Genomic DNA, 18,178 nt, shown 5'->3' with positions numbered 1-18,178 from the left:
TCACAAATCTACCAACGTAACTTCAATAGATTTTCAGCAAGACAATAAAAATCATACCGAAAAGTAAGCACAACATTAATTCCTGAACAATAATTAGTAACTCTAGTAAATTATTTCCTAATGAGGTACTAACCATGAAGAAGTTATCAACTTGTCTTTTAGTATTGAGCATCACTGCCTTCGCACCTAACTTCGCGTCTGCAAATATTTGTTTTCAAGGTGAGAGAAATCTGGGTAAATGCGCTAAAATGTGCGCGCCGGTAATTCTTATTAGCCCTTTCCTTGCAACAATTTGCCTTTAAATCAATTAACAACAACATATTAAATAAAAAAAGTGACAAGAATAGTTTTGCTCTTGTCACTTTACTGTAAGATATATTACACTAACCAGAAACAATATAAAACCTTATAGAAACAGTCGATCATTTTAAATAAATCCAATCAGAATTAAGTGAGCCACTTAATCGAAGAACCCACAGGATTAAGTTATATTAATCACAGATCACAGCAAAAACAAATAAACCACAATGAGTTATCTCAGCTGAAAAACTATTTTTTCTATAAATAATCATTAAAGTAACAGAAATGTCAGATAAATTAACATCATAAAATAACTATTTATATTACCTCCACATTACATTATTTAAGAGACACAGTTTCCAAAGATTTTTATTAATGGCTGATAGTTACATTGATAGGCGGAAATATTAGCCCAAACCCATTGTTCAACATCCACAGATTCAAAAGAAATATTATATCCACAGTTTATAACAATATATTCAAATAACAAACGTTGTGTTCGCCCATTTCCTTCTCTGAAAGGATGAATCACATTTAATTCTGCATAATACCCAGCAAGTTTTCTGATGAATTCCTGATAGTTTAATCCTACGAGATAATTTTCACTCGCTAACATATTAAATATTCTATTTCCTTCTATTTCAATACGTTCAGCATTACAGAAACGGGTATTACCTTTTGATATATCAATTGTTCTCAACTGACCAGCCCAATCATATAAATCCGCAAATATTTGTTTATGAAGTTGACACCAAAAATCCAAATCGTAAGGTGGTTCCCGAAATGAAATATTTAATATAGCAAGCTCAGTGAATTCTCTCTCTGCCTGTTCCAGAATGACTGAATCACGAATACCTAATTTATTGACGAGAATATCTGTGCCTAAGTATGTGTAGGGATCTTGTCCTGCACCATATTTATCTACCATAATCTCCTCACTGTTCACTGTATTTTCTAATTAAATTATTTCTCAGATTTTCTTGTTCTTCTTTAGTCTCAGGCAAGCTATTCATAATAATATTCATTCCTTCAAGACGCATACTATGTCTGTAGTTTTTCAATTTTATTCGATCAAAATAATGTTTCTTTTCATTATAAGTTTTCATTATTGTTTTTTTATTTTTTTGGCTTCTAATATCTCTTTCTTGCTGACGGGAATACTTAAACTTAGCGAGATCTAAGTCACTCAATTTACAGTTAATTGCCTGACCACTTTCAAATATTCCCCAAGAAATAACTTTGAAATAACTAGCCTTACCATTTCTAACACGGTTAATCTTTACCTCTAAGTCTTGTTGCAGTGTTTGCAATACCTGTTGTACTTTACGCTCAGATATCCCTGTCGCATCCATAATTGAACGAGTGTTAGGATGATTTAATTTAGTCAGAGCCGCCATAACAGCTAATTCATATTTCATTTGCATTCCTAAATACGTATATATATGCAGCAACAGTATAAAACACCAAAGTAACAAAAACCAGAAAGAAGAATAAAGTTATTACTGGCGGATTCTATAGAGCACATGCTCATGAAGCGGATGTCCATTCGGTAATAAAGGGTGTAAGAAAGTATTTTCATCTTTCACCATTCCAAACTTCTCCATGACTTTTTGAGATCGCAAATTAGAAACTGTAGTAAATGCAACCACTTCCTCAAGTTTTAATCTAGTGAAAGCAAAATCTAATGCCTTACGAGCAGCTTCACTAGCGTAACCTTTACCCCAAAATGGCTTATCAAGACGCCAGCTAATTTCGACACAAGGTGAAAAAGGTAATTCCGCTATAGGAATATTCAAACCGACAAAACCAATAAAATCCCCAGTTTCTTTCAGCTCCACAGCCCATAATCCCCAATCACCCTGCTGCTCAAATTTCTGGATAATTTTATCCACCATTGCATTACTTTGTTCAGCCGTTAAAGTGGCAGGAAAGTATTCCATAACCTCCGCGTTACTATTCAAATGGAAGAACGGTGCTCTATCCTCCTCTTTCCATTTCCGCATTATTAATCTATTTGTTTCCAATATCACAATTATATTTCCCTCAATATCAGCTAAAGAATATGCTCATAAAGAAAAATAGAATAGGACAAAGTAATTCAAAAGACTAATAATTTATCAGAAGAGAGTGGCCCGTGCCAAAAACCATCATAATCACATCACACGGGCCCGGCTATCAAACACTCGTTTTTACTGTAGCCTTATCTTTGGATTTGTCATTATTGGTATCTTTAATTGGTACAACACGCTCAGATGCGGATTTCGCTTTATTTTCAATCTGTTCTGATTGCCCCAAAAACAAACCACCACGCTTAATAGACATACTGCCACAACGGCTGATACCACGTAGTTCACCATGTTCAAGAATATCCAGCGTTGCTGCACAACAAGTCCCTTCAACATCACCATCAATGATAATCTCTGGGGCGCTGAGTTCACCTTCAACCCGCCCGGCATGCATAATTCGAATCGCCCCCTCTTTCACTCGGATATTCCCAATCACTTTACCCCAGATCTGTATATCACCTTCCACATCAATATCGCCCTTAAATACCGAGCTTTTAGCGACAATTGTACAACGGCGGGCTTCTGCATTAGTGTTCTTTTTATCATCAACAGCTTGAGACACAGGTTCAGCAGCTACTGTCTCTGTTTTTTTTCCAAACATAGTTTTTAATCTCGACCTCATGTGAATAAAGCAAAATATTAAAGCCAGAAAAGATAGAATCGCTGTCACGGCACAGCTAAGAAGATTACCAGCCAGATAGAATCCCAGAGCAATGCTCCACATGATCCATATACAGCTCAGAAAAATGTTGTCTGAAAAACGATGTTTTGCCATGTTCTTTCGCATTCTTATTATTTTTCATACTTTTTTCATTAGAAAATACAAACCAAATCATTATCTTAACAGAATAAATAGCAATCAATGCTAAGGGAAAGCCAGTATTTACTGTGTTATTAGACGGTTAAAACCATTATCCATTCTTCCATTAGGCTTTTAGATAACAATCAATAAGGAAAATTTAGTATTAAAATGCAAATATTAACCATGAATTTGATAACATAACATAATAATAAAGTCACGTTATTAATGTTTAATTTTATTTACATATTAAACGATAATGAAAATATTTATCAATCAGATCAGGCTGGCATGACAATAATTATAGACAGGAAATGAAGAATGGAATACTCGATAGAAATGATAATTTAAACCCCAAAATCCTTTTGAAAATTACCAAGCTCTCCAGTTTTATAATTAAGGAATTCAATCAAGAAACAACTATTGAAAAGTGAAAATTACTATTAATATGAACATGCTAAGTTCCCCCCACTGGCATGATTTTGGAGGTTTATCAGGCTTATTAATATCCCAGGGTAAAGCCAACAATACTTTTAAAATCACGCGAGACAATAACCGCTGAACTACCGGTTTCAAACTGCAATTTTTCCAGCGGATTTCAACATGTTCTGGAGCTGAAGCCCTCTCACCTTTCAACGTTACACCAGAACTCACAGTATGATCGAAAGTGTTTGGAGCGATGGAATACGGCACAGTGATAATAGCGTCGTTGAAAGTAACAATGTAATGATCTTGATCAGCCTTATTTACAACAGAAACAACGCCAAATGTTAATATAGCCACTATAATAATTTTATTCAGTTCCATTTCTAATCGTTAATATAAGCTAAGAATGAAAATACGTTTTAAATAACAGCTCACTCCATTAAGCTATTTTATTTTCCATTTTTTGTAGCAAAGAGTGAACCTTAGCAATGTTCAAACTGTCTTCAATAACAACGCCTATTTGATATAGACAGTAAATAACTTTATAATTTCTTATAAGTTAAATTTATTGAAAAATAGTTAGAGTACAAAACTCATTGGCATAAATACAGCTGTCAAAAAACACAGATAAATGACTTCATATACAAGAAATATTATTGAATACAGAGAAATGAAAATTATTTCATTAGAAATTCTACCTTAGCCCTATAAGACGCCAAAAAATTAATATAACACATTGATCATCCAGAAATATTTACATATGAACAATTACCCTATCGACTTTTTAAGTATTACAGAATAATTGAATTAATAAAAACAAAAAATACAAATTCAAATAATTTCACAACAAAATACTTAGATAACATTTCAATACTATAATTTGCGATCTATAGTATCGCAAATTATATCTATATAAGAATAAAATTCTTTATGTGGTTTATTTTTCAAATTAAAAGATCTAAAATTTTAATTTTTCGATATAATAAATTGACATCGCATAAAAACCAACCATGGCAAAACAGGATATATCCGGTAATTCGTTATGAACGGACATCCAGACTGCCCTCGTGTGTTGAAATTAACCATTGGATTACCCCAAGTAACTCAAGATATCTGACTAGACTCAATAAAGCCTGGAGTTAATATGGAAAATCGGAAAGATTCGACTCAACCTTCCCAGATAGATCAAGTACTTAATGTCATATCCAAATTATGTACTGTCCGGAAGATGCAAGTGGCTCCCCCACCAGAATCATGGCCTAGCACTCGTGATGTAGCAGAACAGTGCAATTTCACTATCTACAAAGCTCGTTATCTATTATTGAAGCTGGCTAACAAAGGATTAGTTATGGTTACTCCATCTCCCGTTAAGAATTCTCTTCGATGGTATATATCGGAAGATAAAATTAAACCCATCTAACGACTACAAATCTGAAAAAATGGGTGTTTACTCTGCACAATAGGGCCTGTCCAAATAGTCAAAAATTTGAAGAGACAACATACGGCCCTAAGGTGTTATTTATTCAAATAGATAATATAACTGCATGCCAACGCCAAAATTCTGACGATGGTAAATGTATTTTTATTCAGATAATCTGTCCTATCATTTCTGCTATGATTGTATTAGCGACTTTATTCTTTTAATTATAAAAATCTTGGTAAAAATTTCCAGTACAGAAATGTAATAACCTATTAATATTATTTCATATCAGAGGAAGTTAACATGGAGAAATTACATTATTGGGAAAAGGATGGATATATCATTACTACTGATAAAAATCAGTTAGACATTACGATTATACAACAGTTTTTAACAAAATCCATTTGGGCGGAAGGAATTGACAAAGATACAGTCAAGTTGTCGATAGAAAATAGTTTGAACTTCGGTCTGTATAAAAATACTCAGCAAATAGGATTCGCTCGTATCGTGACTGACTTCATAACCTTTGGATATATCAATGATGTTTTTGTTTTGGAGAGCCATAGAGGAGTAGGATTAGGACGCTGGCTAATGGAATGTTGCCTGGAACATCCCCAAATAGCACAGCTTCGCCATATTATGCTTGTCACTTCTATGGCTTCGTGGCTGTATGAAAAAATAGGTTATTCGCCGGTAAATGAAGAAAATTTTGTCTGGCAAATTGTTCGGCCAGATATTTACAAACCACCGAAGATATAAGTTTTTAATATTAATTTACTGATAATAAAAAACAACCGATAAATGCCCGATTATTTCATCGGGCATTATTACTACGATAGCCACACTATTTATAACAAGTACACGGCTACTGTTTTACCATACTGGAACCTTTTATTAATCAATATAGTTGGATTAGAAACTGGCATTAACACCCAAGCTAAAAGTGTAGGTATGATTCTGTACATCACCATCATTACGTGATATTGATGCAAAAGCTCCCCAATCCTTATTAATAACAGCATTCATACCAATGATATATTCACGCCAATCGGTATCCTGTTTTGGGCTTTTTCTAACGGAAAATGTCTCAGTTGAGTTGATAGCACTGCGAATTTGATAACGTTTCTCACCAAACTGATGGTTAAACCGAACTTCGGCATAGGGGTTAAAACGACTAAAATTCGTGTCCAGGCGCCAGCCCAATGTTCCAACCTGAGAGTCGTAACGCTGATCGGTAAAATGCATAGCCGTACTGTTATTACCCGATTCACGATAACCTTTAACATAACTCTTATCCCACGCGTATTGGATGATCGGGCTAGTCATAACCGTAGATGTCAGAGGAATATCCCAACCCGCGGTAATGCGTCCTCCCCACTGATGACCGGTAGTCGAAGCATGCTCATTACGCAGCCACTCATTGAGCACGATACCTCGAGTAATGTCTTCATATTTCATGTCCAAATAGTGAAGATCACCACTAATCCAACCTTTATCATAGTAACGCCATAAACCGTAGCCGGTGAATACATAACCACGGCCATCATAGCGGAAATTATTCACTGAGCGATTATCTTGATAACGCGAGATCATCCCACCTAACAAAATATTATCCGTGAGCTGATAGTCACTACCTAATGTTAAAGTATGATTATGATTACCACTATAACCACCAAATACACCTATTTTACCTTGCTCATTACCCACGCTACGTAGCTGTTGCAAACGACCGTCAAGAGAGGCAAGTGCCCCCTTCACCGGCACATTGTTGGCTTTCGTCAGTAACATAGCCTGCTGTGGAGCATTAAGGATTGAAATAATGTACTGACCGACCATACGCTGTGCAGCAGGAGTTGGATGAAAATCGTCAGCAAATAAAAAAGACATATTCTTATCAAAACCGGGCTTATTAGCATCACAATCTTTGGCATTAACACCCTGAGGACAAGCGTAACCTATGGTATTGAGAAAGCCATAACGTAGAGGATCTGCTATGACTTCATGCAAAAGCGCATTAACATCAGCACGAACGATATTGCCATCCCTCTGACTCAATACTCTATCTTCTAATCGATTATAACTATCAACCAGATCTGACGCACCACGGCTATGCTTTTCATAATTATCAATTAATTGCTGAGTTATCACCTCCGCTTTTTTAGCATCACCTTCCGAAATTTTAGCGCTGATATTTTTGAAAGCACCTTGGATAACTTTAAGACGGGTGCCTTCATCAAGTGTTGGATACTGATTAACTGCCACATGAACTTTATTCAGCGCTTCCTCAACTTGTTTTGGGGTAGCTCCTCCAGATTCGAGTCCTTTAGAGATAATGGTTTCCATAAGCTTCGGAGTGATACCAACATCAGGAACCGTAGGCACGATCACCAACCCGGCCCCCGCATCAAGAAGCGTATATACCTGGGATGCAGCGGCTTTCGCACTCTTATCAATCGTATCTTGTGCTTTACCCAGATCTTTCAATGCATCCTTAACATCATTACCACCAATCCAGTGAACATATATGCCATTAGAATCTGCACGACCACCATGGCTCGCCAGATAACGAGTTATCTGATCCTCAGTGTTATCTTCACTATTTAAACTGGCAACAGCAGTCGCACCACCAGCAGCATAATTAGTTCCTCCGCTGTTAGAGTGGGTCAGTTTAGTTCCTAAATGTTGAGCAATAATATCGTGATATAGATCACTGGTCTTACCATTTACTGTATATCGCCCCTCATTTCCACTATCACTTAGGCTATCGCCAAAAACATATAGATTGTCATAAGCGTGTGCGTTCGAAATTGCACTTATCGAAAGTGCTAATATGCCTGGTGCAAATATAAATGACCGTTTCATTAATATGATCCTCAAGAAATAATTTTATATTTATCATTGAACTAGCCGTTCAGTTGAAATGATCAATCCAAACAGAGCCTGCGTTGGTGAAATATAACGCGTTCCTTCTCCTAGCTAACCAATACCTCATTATAGTTAGTAAGAGAGAATATCCTGTATTGTTTTTTTACATCTTAAGGTTTAGTGTTGCTTAATAGTTCAAATAGCCAATTCGGTTAAAATTCAACTAGCTATAAAAGATAATATTAGACCAAATAGACTCATCTCTCTCTCCCACTTCATGAAATAGATCACAAAATAGCAACAATTTTAACAATTTGAGTTCTTAATGAGGATAACAGCTAAGTCTGGGTAATATCTGAAGCGATTCATCACAATAAACGTGATAGCATCAATCCATCATCGATTTAGAAAAATAAAAGATTAAGAAAAATGAATATAAAAATTCAGCAGGCAATGAAGACAGATTTCAATAACCTAATCGAAATCTGGGAAGCCTCTGTGCGGGCAACACACGATTTTTTGTCTGACGAACATATTAATGCACTACGCCCATTAATTCTGCATACCTATTTGCCAGCGCTTACTGTTTATAAAGCAATAAATGACAAACACGAAATTGAAGGTTTTATCAGTGTTGATCAGCATCGGGTTGAAATGCTGTTTATCTCCCCTGATTCCCGTGGTAAAGGCATCGGCAAAGCACTTCTGAATTTTGCTATCGCTGAATTAGGTATCAATGAACTTGATGTCAATGAACAAAATACTCAAAGCGTTGATTTCTATCAGCACCAAGGATTTAAAATTTTCAACCGCTCAGAAATTGACGGCCAAGGTAATCCATTTCCGTTATTACATATGCGGATTGAACAGCGAAATTCCGAAGCGACATAACTGACTCCAGTTCAACATCACGCTATTGTTGTCAACACAGCGAAGGCAGCTTTTTAATACCTTCGCTGTTCATAACTTTTTCACTTCAAATTAAATTCGATTGCTAAGGTGAGCTCTCTTGGTAAATTGGCCGGTTTCATCCCCACTGACCGAGCTTGTTGGATAGCCGCAAGGGCAGCCCGATCCAATTCGTCAGCTCCCGAACTCTGCACTAACTGAGGATTGGTCAGATCACCGCTGTCCAACAAGCTAAATCTTACCTGTACCGTACCCTGTTGCTTCATCTTCTTCGCCCGACGCGGATAACGTTTATGTTTTTCAATTTCACGACGTAGGGCTGACTGATAGCCTTGTAAGTCATCAGAACCCAAGCCGATCATCGGTTGGCTGGTCGTTGCCTGACGCGCCCCAGCTTGTGAATCCGCAACATCTTTTCCTGCTGCCTGAGAATGATCCGCTGTTTGCACTGTTCGGTTTTGCTCAGTTGCTGATTTACTTTCACGTTCCGCTAATTTGGGCTGACGATCTTCTACCGGTTTTTTCTGTGGTTGAGGTTTGTTCCGTGGTTTGGTATCTGTATGTTCTTCCAGCGGTTGCCTCTTCCGTGGCCGATCCACTGGTTTATTAAGCGCAATTTTTGCCTCAAACGGTGATTCCGCTACCACAATTTCTGGTGATCGTGGCGGAGGAATCGGTTCCGGCTCTATAGATTGCTTTTGCTCAGCAGGTGCCGCTGGAGCCACCATTTCTATTGACATACTGATTATTGGCGAATTCACTGATTGATTATTCGCACTGTCATCCTGTAATAAATGCCATGCCATAAACACAGCGATTCCTACATGTAACAGCAAAGAAACAGCCAAGCCAATATATAGACGATTTTTCACCATAATTTAAGCCATCTTTCCGTTCGTTATCTGTAGAGATTGCCGGTTCCCTTAACAAGCAACCGGCTAATCTCCCTTAAAGAGTCAGAACTGACTGGTGACACTCAGCTTAAACGTCCGTCCAGGCGCTGGCATCATGGAACGGGTCAGCGGGTCCAAATAATAGCGATCGGTTAAGTTAGTGCCGGATAATTCGACGACAATATTTGGCGTAACCTTATAATTAATATAAGCATCTACAGTCATGACCGGATTCCAGCGCATCGGGTTATTACTTATCCCTTTATAAGTGTCCGGCATTTTTTTCATTAACCATTTTTCATCCTTATTTTCCACGCTACTGTGATACAACACCCGGCTACCAATTTCTAAATCTTCATCTAATAACCGACCGCCAATATTCAGGTTAAGAGAATAACGCGGAGGAATCGTTGTTCTTAAAAAACCACCGGGAAAACCGCCATCAATACACTCTGGAACACCAAATTTATTGTTCGAATCTAACATACCTGATGAAGTTTTATCACAAACTTTATTTTTAAGATTATAAGACAAGCCAAAATGGGTAAAGAAACCGCCGTTATCATAACGGCCTTGTACTTCTAAACCCGATAATTTCTGTTTATCTAATTGAGTAAATTTAAAGTTACTATCACGGTCAAAAATATTTTCTATAACAGTATTGTAATAAGCAAATTTAATATCTGCATTATGCTCCGCTCCCAGCAAATAACTTAAATCATGCACATAACCGACTTCAACGGTTTTACTCCGCTCAGGTTTAAAGGCACGTGCAGGTTTATCCGTCAAACCAGAAGAAAAGCCAACGGTATCTTCAAAAATACTCGGCATACGTACTGCTTCAGCGTAACGGGTATAGATACGTGCATTATCACTCACATAAGCCGTTGCGGAAAACACCGGCGCCCAAGCATGATCCTTACGTTTAGGTTGTTTAGCCCAACGTTCTTGTTCACTTTTTTCTTTATAAACTAAACCACCATCACCATTACTCAATATCTCTCCTGAGCTATTAACATAACGACTATTATTTTGAGCATCACTGTACTCATATTTATATACTTCTTTTTTAGTTACAGGATCAATAACGCGTTCATTCATATCAAGCCCCCCATTAAAATAGGGATTATCTTGCTTATATAACTTACCATCGTCACGATATTCCCACAGCACATCTACAGGTACCATAGGGCGAGAAATTGAATCTCGCTCTTCTGATACTGAGAAATTCTTTTCAGAATACTCGCTAAATTCATCATCAGTTAAACACTCAAAACATTCATCAAACTTTTTATATAATTCAGATTCCCGTTCGGTAAGTGTTCTCTTATATTGTAAACCCTGACCAACCAGTTTTTTGTCCTTACTATAACGGGGATCACGTGCAGTTAAACGTTCATTTAAAAAATCATCCTTAGACCAATAACTCACTCGCCTAGCGCCAGCACTTAATGATAACCATGAGGTAGGACGCCAATCGAAATTAAAGGCAATATTGTTTTCCTGACGTCGCCCCTTTCTTGGTGGTGAACGAAAACTGGAGAAACTCTTTGCTTCATAATCATCATGCGAACCCAAACGCTCCTGTTGCAAGCTGGCTGACAATGTTAAATCCAAATCCGCCGTCAATGCAAAGGCATTAGAAAGGTCAACCCCCCAGCGGTTATTATGCGCATTGGTGGAAGCAGTATCGACTAAACGACCATCTTTATTCGGATCTTTTCTCTGCTGATTCTTATCCCAGACCTGATCCCGATCCCGCGGTTCACGTGGATATCCCCCGGCAGTATTAGTATTGCTAATAGTACGGGTAATCCAGAATTTCATATCAAAATCAACCCATTTGTTCCCCTCAGGCTGCCATTTATAATCCATATTAAACGCCTGCTGATGGACATTAGCCAAGGGCCATTGCGGTACAACATTATCCTCAGCCCGAACCCAACCAAGCCGCGAAGGCATAATTTCACCATAAGTTGTTTTGGTATCGCGAATACCAAACTCAATAGTCTGTCGATTAGCCAAGTGCCAGGTATTTTTCAGTAACCAAGATTCCATTTCACTGGAGGTATTCGGTACTTCATTGCCAGGACGATATATACGTGCCGCAAAAGGCAGATAAGGATCATACGCTCGGGTACCGCCATCAAGAATAACTTTATCCTCATCACTGATCGAAGCATCATAACGATGGGCACCTCCCTTACCAGCAAAATAGTTGCCTTTACTGCGATAACTATAGGCTGCCATTAAATCAAAATATTCCTGCCGGGTACCTATCGCCAGACGTATCGCATTATCTTTCAGACCCAATAATCTATTATCTTTTGAAGTTTTCGGCGTAATTTCTAACGCGGGATCAGAATAATTAAACCCCTGCATAAAATCAGGAATATCACGATAATCTTGTCCCCATTGTAGATTCGGTACACGTTCCTTGACAGCGTTACTGCTGGTTTCCAATTTCAAATTAATACCGAAACGCTCATTTGCCGGTACCACATCATCAATGCCTAGGGTTTTTATCATTACGGCGCCACCTATCGAACCCTTTACCCCACGAGTCAGCGATGGTCCTTTTTCTATTTCAATACTACTGATCAAATTAGGGTCAATATAATTACGGTTGTTCGCGCCGTTATAACCACGCCAGGTCGTAATCGCCTGTTCAGTACCATCAATAGTCACAGGAACCCGCCCCTGTCCCTGGATGCCACGGATATTAGGATCTAATGCGCCACTGTTTCTGGAATCTCCACTGAATACACCAACTGCACTTTTTAAAACATCTGCTGGGGAAGCGCCCTTATAGCGCTCTACCAAATCCTTACCTAAGTAAATATTGGTAATATCTTTATCATAGACCGCATCATAACCTGCCTGATCTTTTTCGCTGGTAGCTGAAACATTGATCTTACCTAAGTCGGTCTTATTTTCAGCGGACTGGTTGACTGGTTGAGAAGAAGCTGTTGGTGTTTCAGCATCCACGCGATAAGGTATCATGCCGTAGGTTAATGCCAGCATGAATGTTATTTTGCTATATTTATTATTTAATTTATACATAGTGATTATCTGCCATAGTACGGATTTAAATAATTGATTACTTCAATTAGCATCAGAAATACTTTTCGAACTTAACTAAAACTTCATTCTTACTATATGAATATAACCAATCGACATTGCTATTATTTTTTCTGTATCGATAAGTTATTACCGGAGTTAAGCCGAAAACTTCAAATTTAGGCATACTGATAATTGCCGAATAGAGTTGTTCATTGTCTTTACGACGTGCGCCTAACGGCACACTGTAATCACCGAATTGCCGCTGACGTAACGCGGTAAAAGCCACTGCATTAATTCCTGGATACAGTTGAGTGGAAATACCAGCCCGTATTCCTCGCTGGTGATAATCATCCTCTTTCTCAACACTGGTTTTATAAATCCAGTCACCGCCAGCAAAAGTGATTGTTTGATCAGTTAAATAATAAGATAGCGTAGCATAAACAGATGTCATATTACCGTCATTATGATTATAAAGTTTATGATAACGAAACTGTTTATATTCGCCTTCCAGATTCAATGCCAAATTTTGAGATAGAATATTCATCCATTCCGCTTTCGCCCCGGTAGTACGATAACGGAAACGATTACCGACATGATTAAACTCAATAATTGGCCCCATCAGGAAATCATTTTTCAGCGCTTTATAGTTATAACCCAAATAAGCAGAAGTAGTATTTTCATTTTCCTCACTATGATTACGGTAACTTTCTCCATAAGTCATTGAGCGCAAAAAGATACCGTGATGACCACTTAACGGATATATCTTACGCAACGTGGCATCATAACTCATTCCACTCGCCTTCTTCGCCAAAGGTAATTTACGTTCAGTCCTGCAACTACCATTTTCATAATACTCAGTGCAAACAGGAGGCTGATTCGGAGACATATTAGTGTTATCGTTAAAAATATAGCCTACGGCAAAAGACCCACGCCAGGCATTGCGTAAATTAATGGCATCCTGATAACTGGTTATATTCTTAATGACTGCTGGTGGTAATTTATTTTCGTTATTATGATTATCAGCAAAAATTTCATTAAACAGTAAGTTGGCCTCTTTATTTTTTTGGTTTTCATAATAGACCCTGGCTAACTCTAATTTAGCGCGGGTAAAATCAGGTTGTTTGTGCAAGATAGTTTGATAATGCTGTTCCGCCGTCACTAAATCACCCTGTGAACGAGCAAGATTTGCCTGAGCAAAATGGACCAATTGGGTATCATGCCCAGGTAGCTTCTGATACATTGACAAAAAGCGCTCGACATCCTTCACTTGTTGATGATTAATGGCTAAATACAATGCCTGACCAATATCATTGACATTATTTTCGACGCTAAAAGTCAGACCATTAAGTACTATCGATAAATTACCGCTATTCTGATTAACTATTTCATCAGTGATGATCTCTTTTTCTTGCTCCTGCAAATTTCGCTGTACGTTATGCCACAACCTTCTGCCGGTATCTTCATCTGCCAAAACCCAAGAGGAATAAACAAATAAACAACTAATCAATATAGTAAAACGGATAATGAGGCTATTTAACATTGGAATATCACTGCTTTATAGTCCGACCAATATATAAGCAAAATAAGACAAAGTCCCTATGAACTTTGCCTTATTCAGCTAACACAAATTCATATTATGGGTTTTTAGTCCCGCCAAAAGCAGTATCTTTACTATGATCCGTAGGGAACGTAGCAGCTCCTGCTAAACTAGCTGCATTATCACCAAAAAAGTGGCCTCTGTTTGTACCGACAACATCTCCGGCTGTTGCCCTACCCGCAAATGAACCATCAGCTCTAATTCTGGAATTAATATTAACGGTCAGTGCACTATTCGCTATTGAACCATTAAGCCTTTTCTGACCAAAATCAGCAGTGAATGTGCCTTGCAGAGCATTATTACCACTATATTGGTTAATTCCTTTAACCGTATAAGTCGCTATGCCCCCAGTAGGCAAATTGGTCGTCACATCTTTACCAGAATAATAGGCGGCATGGGTAGTATCACTTACTTTACCGGTTTGTGACCATTCACCGAAATAGACATCAGCATTCGCCACTTTACTAAAGTTAAATACTCCCATACCTTCATGGCTACTTGATCCAGGCATAGAAATTTTATGAATTCCGTTGTTATCCGCTTCGACATAACGAGCAAGACTTGAGAAGCTGGTAATTTGACCTCTAGCAACAGATTGCACCCCAATTCCAGGCTCTCCACCTGGGGTCGGATGACCACCACCACGCGGTTCAGTTACTCCAACTCTAATACTTTGACTGTAAGTATCAAAATTTTGGGTTTGCCCAAAACCCGGCTCAGCCATTACTTGTGTAACTAATCCACATGTACCTAATACTGCAATTAACACTTTAACTCTGTTCATAGCATATTCCTTATGTTAACTCATTAAATGTTAGAGATTGCTTAATTACATAGTTTTAGTACTGTCCTAAGACTGCCGCGCATATTAACGCACTTTTAATAAAAAATGAAATGATAATCATTATCATAAATTCATTACACATACTTGTATAAAATGGCAATAAATACAGCTAACCATCTAATTATTAAATCAATATTTACCATAACCATAATATAATAACGGGATTAATCTTAAGTGGAAAAAACCAATAATTAGTGTAAAAAAATCAATACACGAAAATAAATACAACTAATATTATCACTTAAAGAAATTAATTCTTTTATTATTATTTTTCTGGGTACTAATATGATGTTCATTATTGGTCTGAAATTAATAAAGAATTATTTAACAATGAAAAATAAAAATCCTAAAAAGATAATTCATTTTATTGATTTAAAAATAAAAAATTATTCTACAAAATTGCAATACAATTATTCAAAGAAATATCACTAAAATATAGCTTACCAAAATCACTAAAATAAATATATTACTATAACGATTTAAATTCAAAAAAATACAATCTAAAAGTTGTTCAGGATTTAATAACCATAATCTTAAAAAACAAATTATTATTCACACCGAAATTTTTCTTAAAATAAATTCCCAAATGACAATATCGATATAATTTTCTCTATATAAAATAATTGAATAAGTTATTTAAATAAATTCAGAAAAATTCCTTGCCTTTCGACAAGGAATTATGTAAAAACTTCAGACATGATCACTTTCAAGCCAATATCAGCATCATTCAGGTTCTTTGTATCCTTGTTGTATCAGCATTATGTCCCAATGCTCTAAAGTATATTTAGATTCTTTATCTCCCATATCAGCCATTTTCTGAAAATATATTCTCGCTTTCTCTAAATCTTGTGGAACATTAGTATCACCATGTAAATAAATGACAGCCATATTATTGTATGCTTTTAAAAGACCTTGATTACCGGCTCTTTCGTAAAATTCTAATGATTTCTTTACATCATGCTTATCACTATCTCCAGATTCGTAAGCTAACCCTAACCAAAATAAAGCCAATGTGTGATTATTATCTAAATCTAAAGCTTTCTCATAATAATATTTAGCCATTTCATAATCCCTTTCCGAACTTGGCAATGAAATGTCACTATATAGACGCCCAAGCAAAAAATTAGCATCCGCACTCCCTTTTTCTGCCAGTTTTTCTAATTTATTGAACTCCTCAACGGTTTTGGGTGTTTTTAAGGTAATTTCTTTATCCTCGTAATGCATTCCTGTAAACACAGTTTTGGGAATATATTTCCCCATATTTTCAGCATATACATTAGAAGCCAATAAAACCATCATCAAAATAATATACTTCATGATATTGTCCTAAATTATTTATCAAAATATTCTGTGGCTGAATGAGATCATTCTAAATATTTTCAATGGCTACATCACTATTTTGTTCTATAAAATTCTCCAAAGGGTTGACTAATTTATCAATTTTATTATCCTGGGGAAAATGATTACTTTCCCCTTGCTTAAACCAAACATCAACAATATCTGTATTTCTACCATCCATCCAATTAACAGATGATGCTAAACCATGATAATTACCTTCAGAGTCAAAATACTCCATTTCTTTATAGTTCAAATTAATAGATTCAATTCCAACTTCCTCCATACTTTTCAATTCACCTTGATCTGTATAAGCATCCCGGTTCTTATCTTGCCATATCTTTAGAGAAGACCACAACAAATCATTAGCATCCAATATACCATCCTTATTAGAGTCTAAGTCCAGTAAAGCTTCAAAGCCATTTTTCGCTTTTTTACCAGAAGAAAGTATGGTTTCCTCTCCAAATAGTTCACTTCCATTGTTAATTATGCCATCATTGTTCCTATCGAGAACTAAAAAGCCATCATTTTCATTTATCCAACCAGTTTTAATCTTATCTCCGTTACCCTCGAAATCAAATTTTATACCTGAATCAATGGAAATCGTCTTAACACCATCTCCATTAAGATCTATTACTATAGGTGTTCTATATCCATCAGCAATATGCTCTATGTATTCAGCAACACTATTAGGAGTAGATCCTAGACTCAAATTTATTCCAGCATTTTCAGTCAACTCTTTAATAAAATGAATGCAGTTAAAAGCTCCAAGATGATAATCTGGAGGGGCTATCTTTCCTTCTTTATAATCTTTAACTGTTTGGTAAAGTCTATCCACATTCTGATAATGTGGATAATTTCTTGATATAATCGTTAGACTAGACGCTTGTGGGTAATTAACATGATCATTAAAAGAAAGATTGTCCTTTGGCGTCCAAATACTATCTCCAATACTTAATCCTATAGTGATTGATTCAAATTTATACCCGTCATCTTTCAAGTTGCCTCTTTGTTGGCTACACTCACTCACCCCGGTCACATAGTTAGCTATGCTCCCGGGGATTCGCTCCCTTGCCGTCGCGATGCATCTTGAAATCCATAGGGTATAAAATAAAATAGTTTACTCACTAATATTAATAGGAAAATTATTGGTATCGAAAGGATCATCGATAGGAAAAAATAATTTTTAAGACTTATTTTAATCCCTTCGTCATCATGTTGCGCTTTCTGCTTTGCCACATCTGCCGCAAGCATGATAATAACCCCGTATCCCAATACAAATATAGGAAACCAAATACTGCCTCCTAACGCGACAGCAGCTAAATCTGCGGTAGCATAGTGACCAGACATGACAATATCGACCACGCTCATTGCTGTACGTGCCATTTGTCCTATGATGGGTAAAGATAACGAAAAAAGTTGTTTCAACTCTAGTTTTTTTGAAAATTTACCCATAAAAATCCTCTCAATTTATTGATTGGCTTCAATGTTGATCATATTAACAATAAATTATGACTAAAATAATTCACAAAATTTTAAAAAATTAAAAATATATTTCCTATTTTCGTTAAAAGAGTACAGATGGAATAATTAAATAAAATTAACACAAACTAACTATTTCACAGAATTTTTTGTGATCTTTATACAAAAATAGAAATTTA

16 protein-coding genes are annotated in these 18,178 nt (G+C 36.6%); 3 read left to right on the top strand and 13 right to left on the bottom strand.

Translation table 11 applies throughout. The features are described 5' to 3' along the window. Positions 1-643 precede the first annotated feature (643 nt). The 5 genes from C5469_RS13620 to C5469_RS13600 form a co-directional block, all read right to left on the bottom strand. The gene (locus C5469_RS13620) at positions 644-1,228 is read right to left on the bottom strand and encodes a putative adenosine monophosphate-protein transferase Fic (RefSeq protein ID WP_166307577.1); all 585 of its coding nucleotides are present in this window, start codon (positions 1,226-1,228) and stop codon (positions 644-646) included. A 7-nt stretch (positions 1,229-1,235) separates the two neighbouring features. Beyond that, positions 1,236-1,718 carry a YhfG family protein gene (locus C5469_RS13615; protein ID WP_166307575.1) on the bottom strand — a complete coding sequence of 161 codons (483 nt, stop codon included), beginning with the start codon at positions 1,716-1,718 and terminating at the stop codon, positions 1,236-1,238. A gap of 81 nt (positions 1,719-1,799) precedes the next feature. Beyond that, positions 1,800-2,303, bottom strand: coding sequence for a GNAT family N-acetyltransferase (locus C5469_RS13610; protein ID WP_207629030.1), 504 nt, complete (start codon positions 2,301-2,303; stop codon positions 1,800-1,802). Positions 2,304-2,475: 172 nt separating this feature from the next. Beyond that, positions 2,476-2,967: a bactofilin family protein gene (locus C5469_RS13605; RefSeq protein ID WP_242689468.1), complete on the bottom strand. Its 492-nt coding sequence runs from the start codon at positions 2,965-2,967 to the stop codon at positions 2,476-2,478. Between the two features lie 618 nt (positions 2,968-3,585). Further along, a complete protein-coding gene (locus C5469_RS13600) occupies positions 3,586-3,972 on the bottom strand; it encodes a fimbrial protein (protein ID WP_166307571.1) in 387 nt (128 codons plus the stop codon). A gap of 763 nt (positions 3,973-4,735) precedes the next feature. Between C5469_RS13600 and C5469_RS13595 the strand changes: the two genes are divergently transcribed. Next, a complete protein-coding gene (locus tag C5469_RS13595; RefSeq protein ID WP_054475139.1) occupies positions 4,736-5,011 on the top strand; it encodes a FaeA/PapI family transcriptional regulator in 276 nt (91 codons plus the stop codon). A gap of 303 nt (positions 5,012-5,314) precedes the next feature. Next, the gene (locus C5469_RS13590) at positions 5,315-5,770 is read left to right on the top strand and encodes a GNAT family N-acetyltransferase (protein WP_166307569.1); all 456 of its coding nucleotides are present in this window, start codon (positions 5,315-5,317) and stop codon (positions 5,768-5,770) included. A 153-nt stretch (positions 5,771-5,923) separates the two neighbouring features. Here C5469_RS13590 and C5469_RS13585 read toward each other — a convergent pair whose 3' ends face one another. Beyond that, positions 5,924-7,873 carry an autotransporter outer membrane beta-barrel domain-containing protein gene (locus C5469_RS13585; RefSeq protein ID WP_166307567.1) on the bottom strand — a complete coding sequence of 650 codons (1,950 nt, stop codon included), beginning with the start codon at positions 7,871-7,873 and terminating at the stop codon, positions 5,924-5,926. A 432-nt stretch (positions 7,874-8,305) separates the two neighbouring features. On the opposite strand from C5469_RS13585, the gene C5469_RS13580 reads away from it, so the two are divergent. Beyond that, positions 8,306-8,767 carry an acetyltransferase gene (locus C5469_RS13580; RefSeq protein ID WP_166307565.1) on the top strand — a complete coding sequence of 154 codons (462 nt, stop codon included), beginning with the start codon at positions 8,306-8,308 and terminating at the stop codon, positions 8,765-8,767. Between the two features lie 80 nt (positions 8,768-8,847). On the opposite strand, the gene C5469_RS13575 is transcribed toward C5469_RS13580, so the two are convergent. The 7 genes from C5469_RS13575 to C5469_RS13545 all read right to left on the bottom strand — a co-directional run bounded on the left by C5469_RS13575 (position 8,848) and on the right by C5469_RS13545 (position 17,972). Further along, positions 8,848-9,660: an energy transducer TonB gene (locus tag C5469_RS13575; RefSeq protein WP_166307563.1), complete on the bottom strand. Its 813-nt coding sequence runs from the start codon at positions 9,658-9,660 to the stop codon at positions 8,848-8,850. A gap of 81 nt (positions 9,661-9,741) precedes the next feature. Next, complete coding sequence (locus tag C5469_RS13570; RefSeq protein ID WP_166307561.1) at positions 9,742-12,741, bottom strand: TonB-dependent receptor domain-containing protein; 3,000 nt, start codon at positions 12,739-12,741, stop codon at positions 9,742-9,744. A 52-nt stretch (positions 12,742-12,793) separates the two neighbouring features. Beyond that, complete coding sequence (locus C5469_RS13565) at positions 12,794-14,281, bottom strand: surface lipoprotein assembly modifier (protein ID WP_166307559.1); 1,488 nt, start codon at positions 14,279-14,281, stop codon at positions 12,794-12,796. 94 nt (positions 14,282-14,375) lie between these two features. Continuing rightward, positions 14,376-15,122, bottom strand: coding sequence for a Slam-dependent surface lipoprotein (locus tag C5469_RS13560; RefSeq protein WP_166307556.1), 747 nt, complete (start codon positions 15,120-15,122; stop codon positions 14,376-14,378). 783 nt (positions 15,123-15,905) lie between these two features. Then, entirely contained in the window at positions 15,906-16,499 is a 594-nt protein-coding gene (locus C5469_RS13555) for a tetratricopeptide repeat protein (protein ID WP_166307553.1), read from the bottom strand. Between the two features lie 52 nt (positions 16,500-16,551). Then, positions 16,552-17,517 carry a hypothetical protein gene (locus C5469_RS13550; RefSeq protein WP_166307550.1) on the bottom strand — a complete coding sequence of 322 codons (966 nt, stop codon included), beginning with the start codon at positions 17,515-17,517 and terminating at the stop codon, positions 16,552-16,554. Positions 17,518-17,564: 47 nt separating this feature from the next. Then, positions 17,565-17,972 (bottom strand): MATE family efflux transporter, encoded by a 408-nt coding sequence (locus tag C5469_RS13545; protein ID WP_242689467.1) that lies wholly within the window; start codon positions 17,970-17,972, stop codon positions 17,565-17,567. Positions 17,973-18,178 lie beyond the last annotated feature (206 nt).

It is taken from the genome of Photorhabdus cinerea (assembly GCF_011189575.1).
GTDB lineage: Bacteria > Pseudomonadota > Gammaproteobacteria > Enterobacterales > Enterobacteriaceae > Photorhabdus > Photorhabdus cinerea.
Note: the sequence above shows the minus strand (reverse complement) of the source record. Positions and strands in the feature narration are given on the sequence as shown.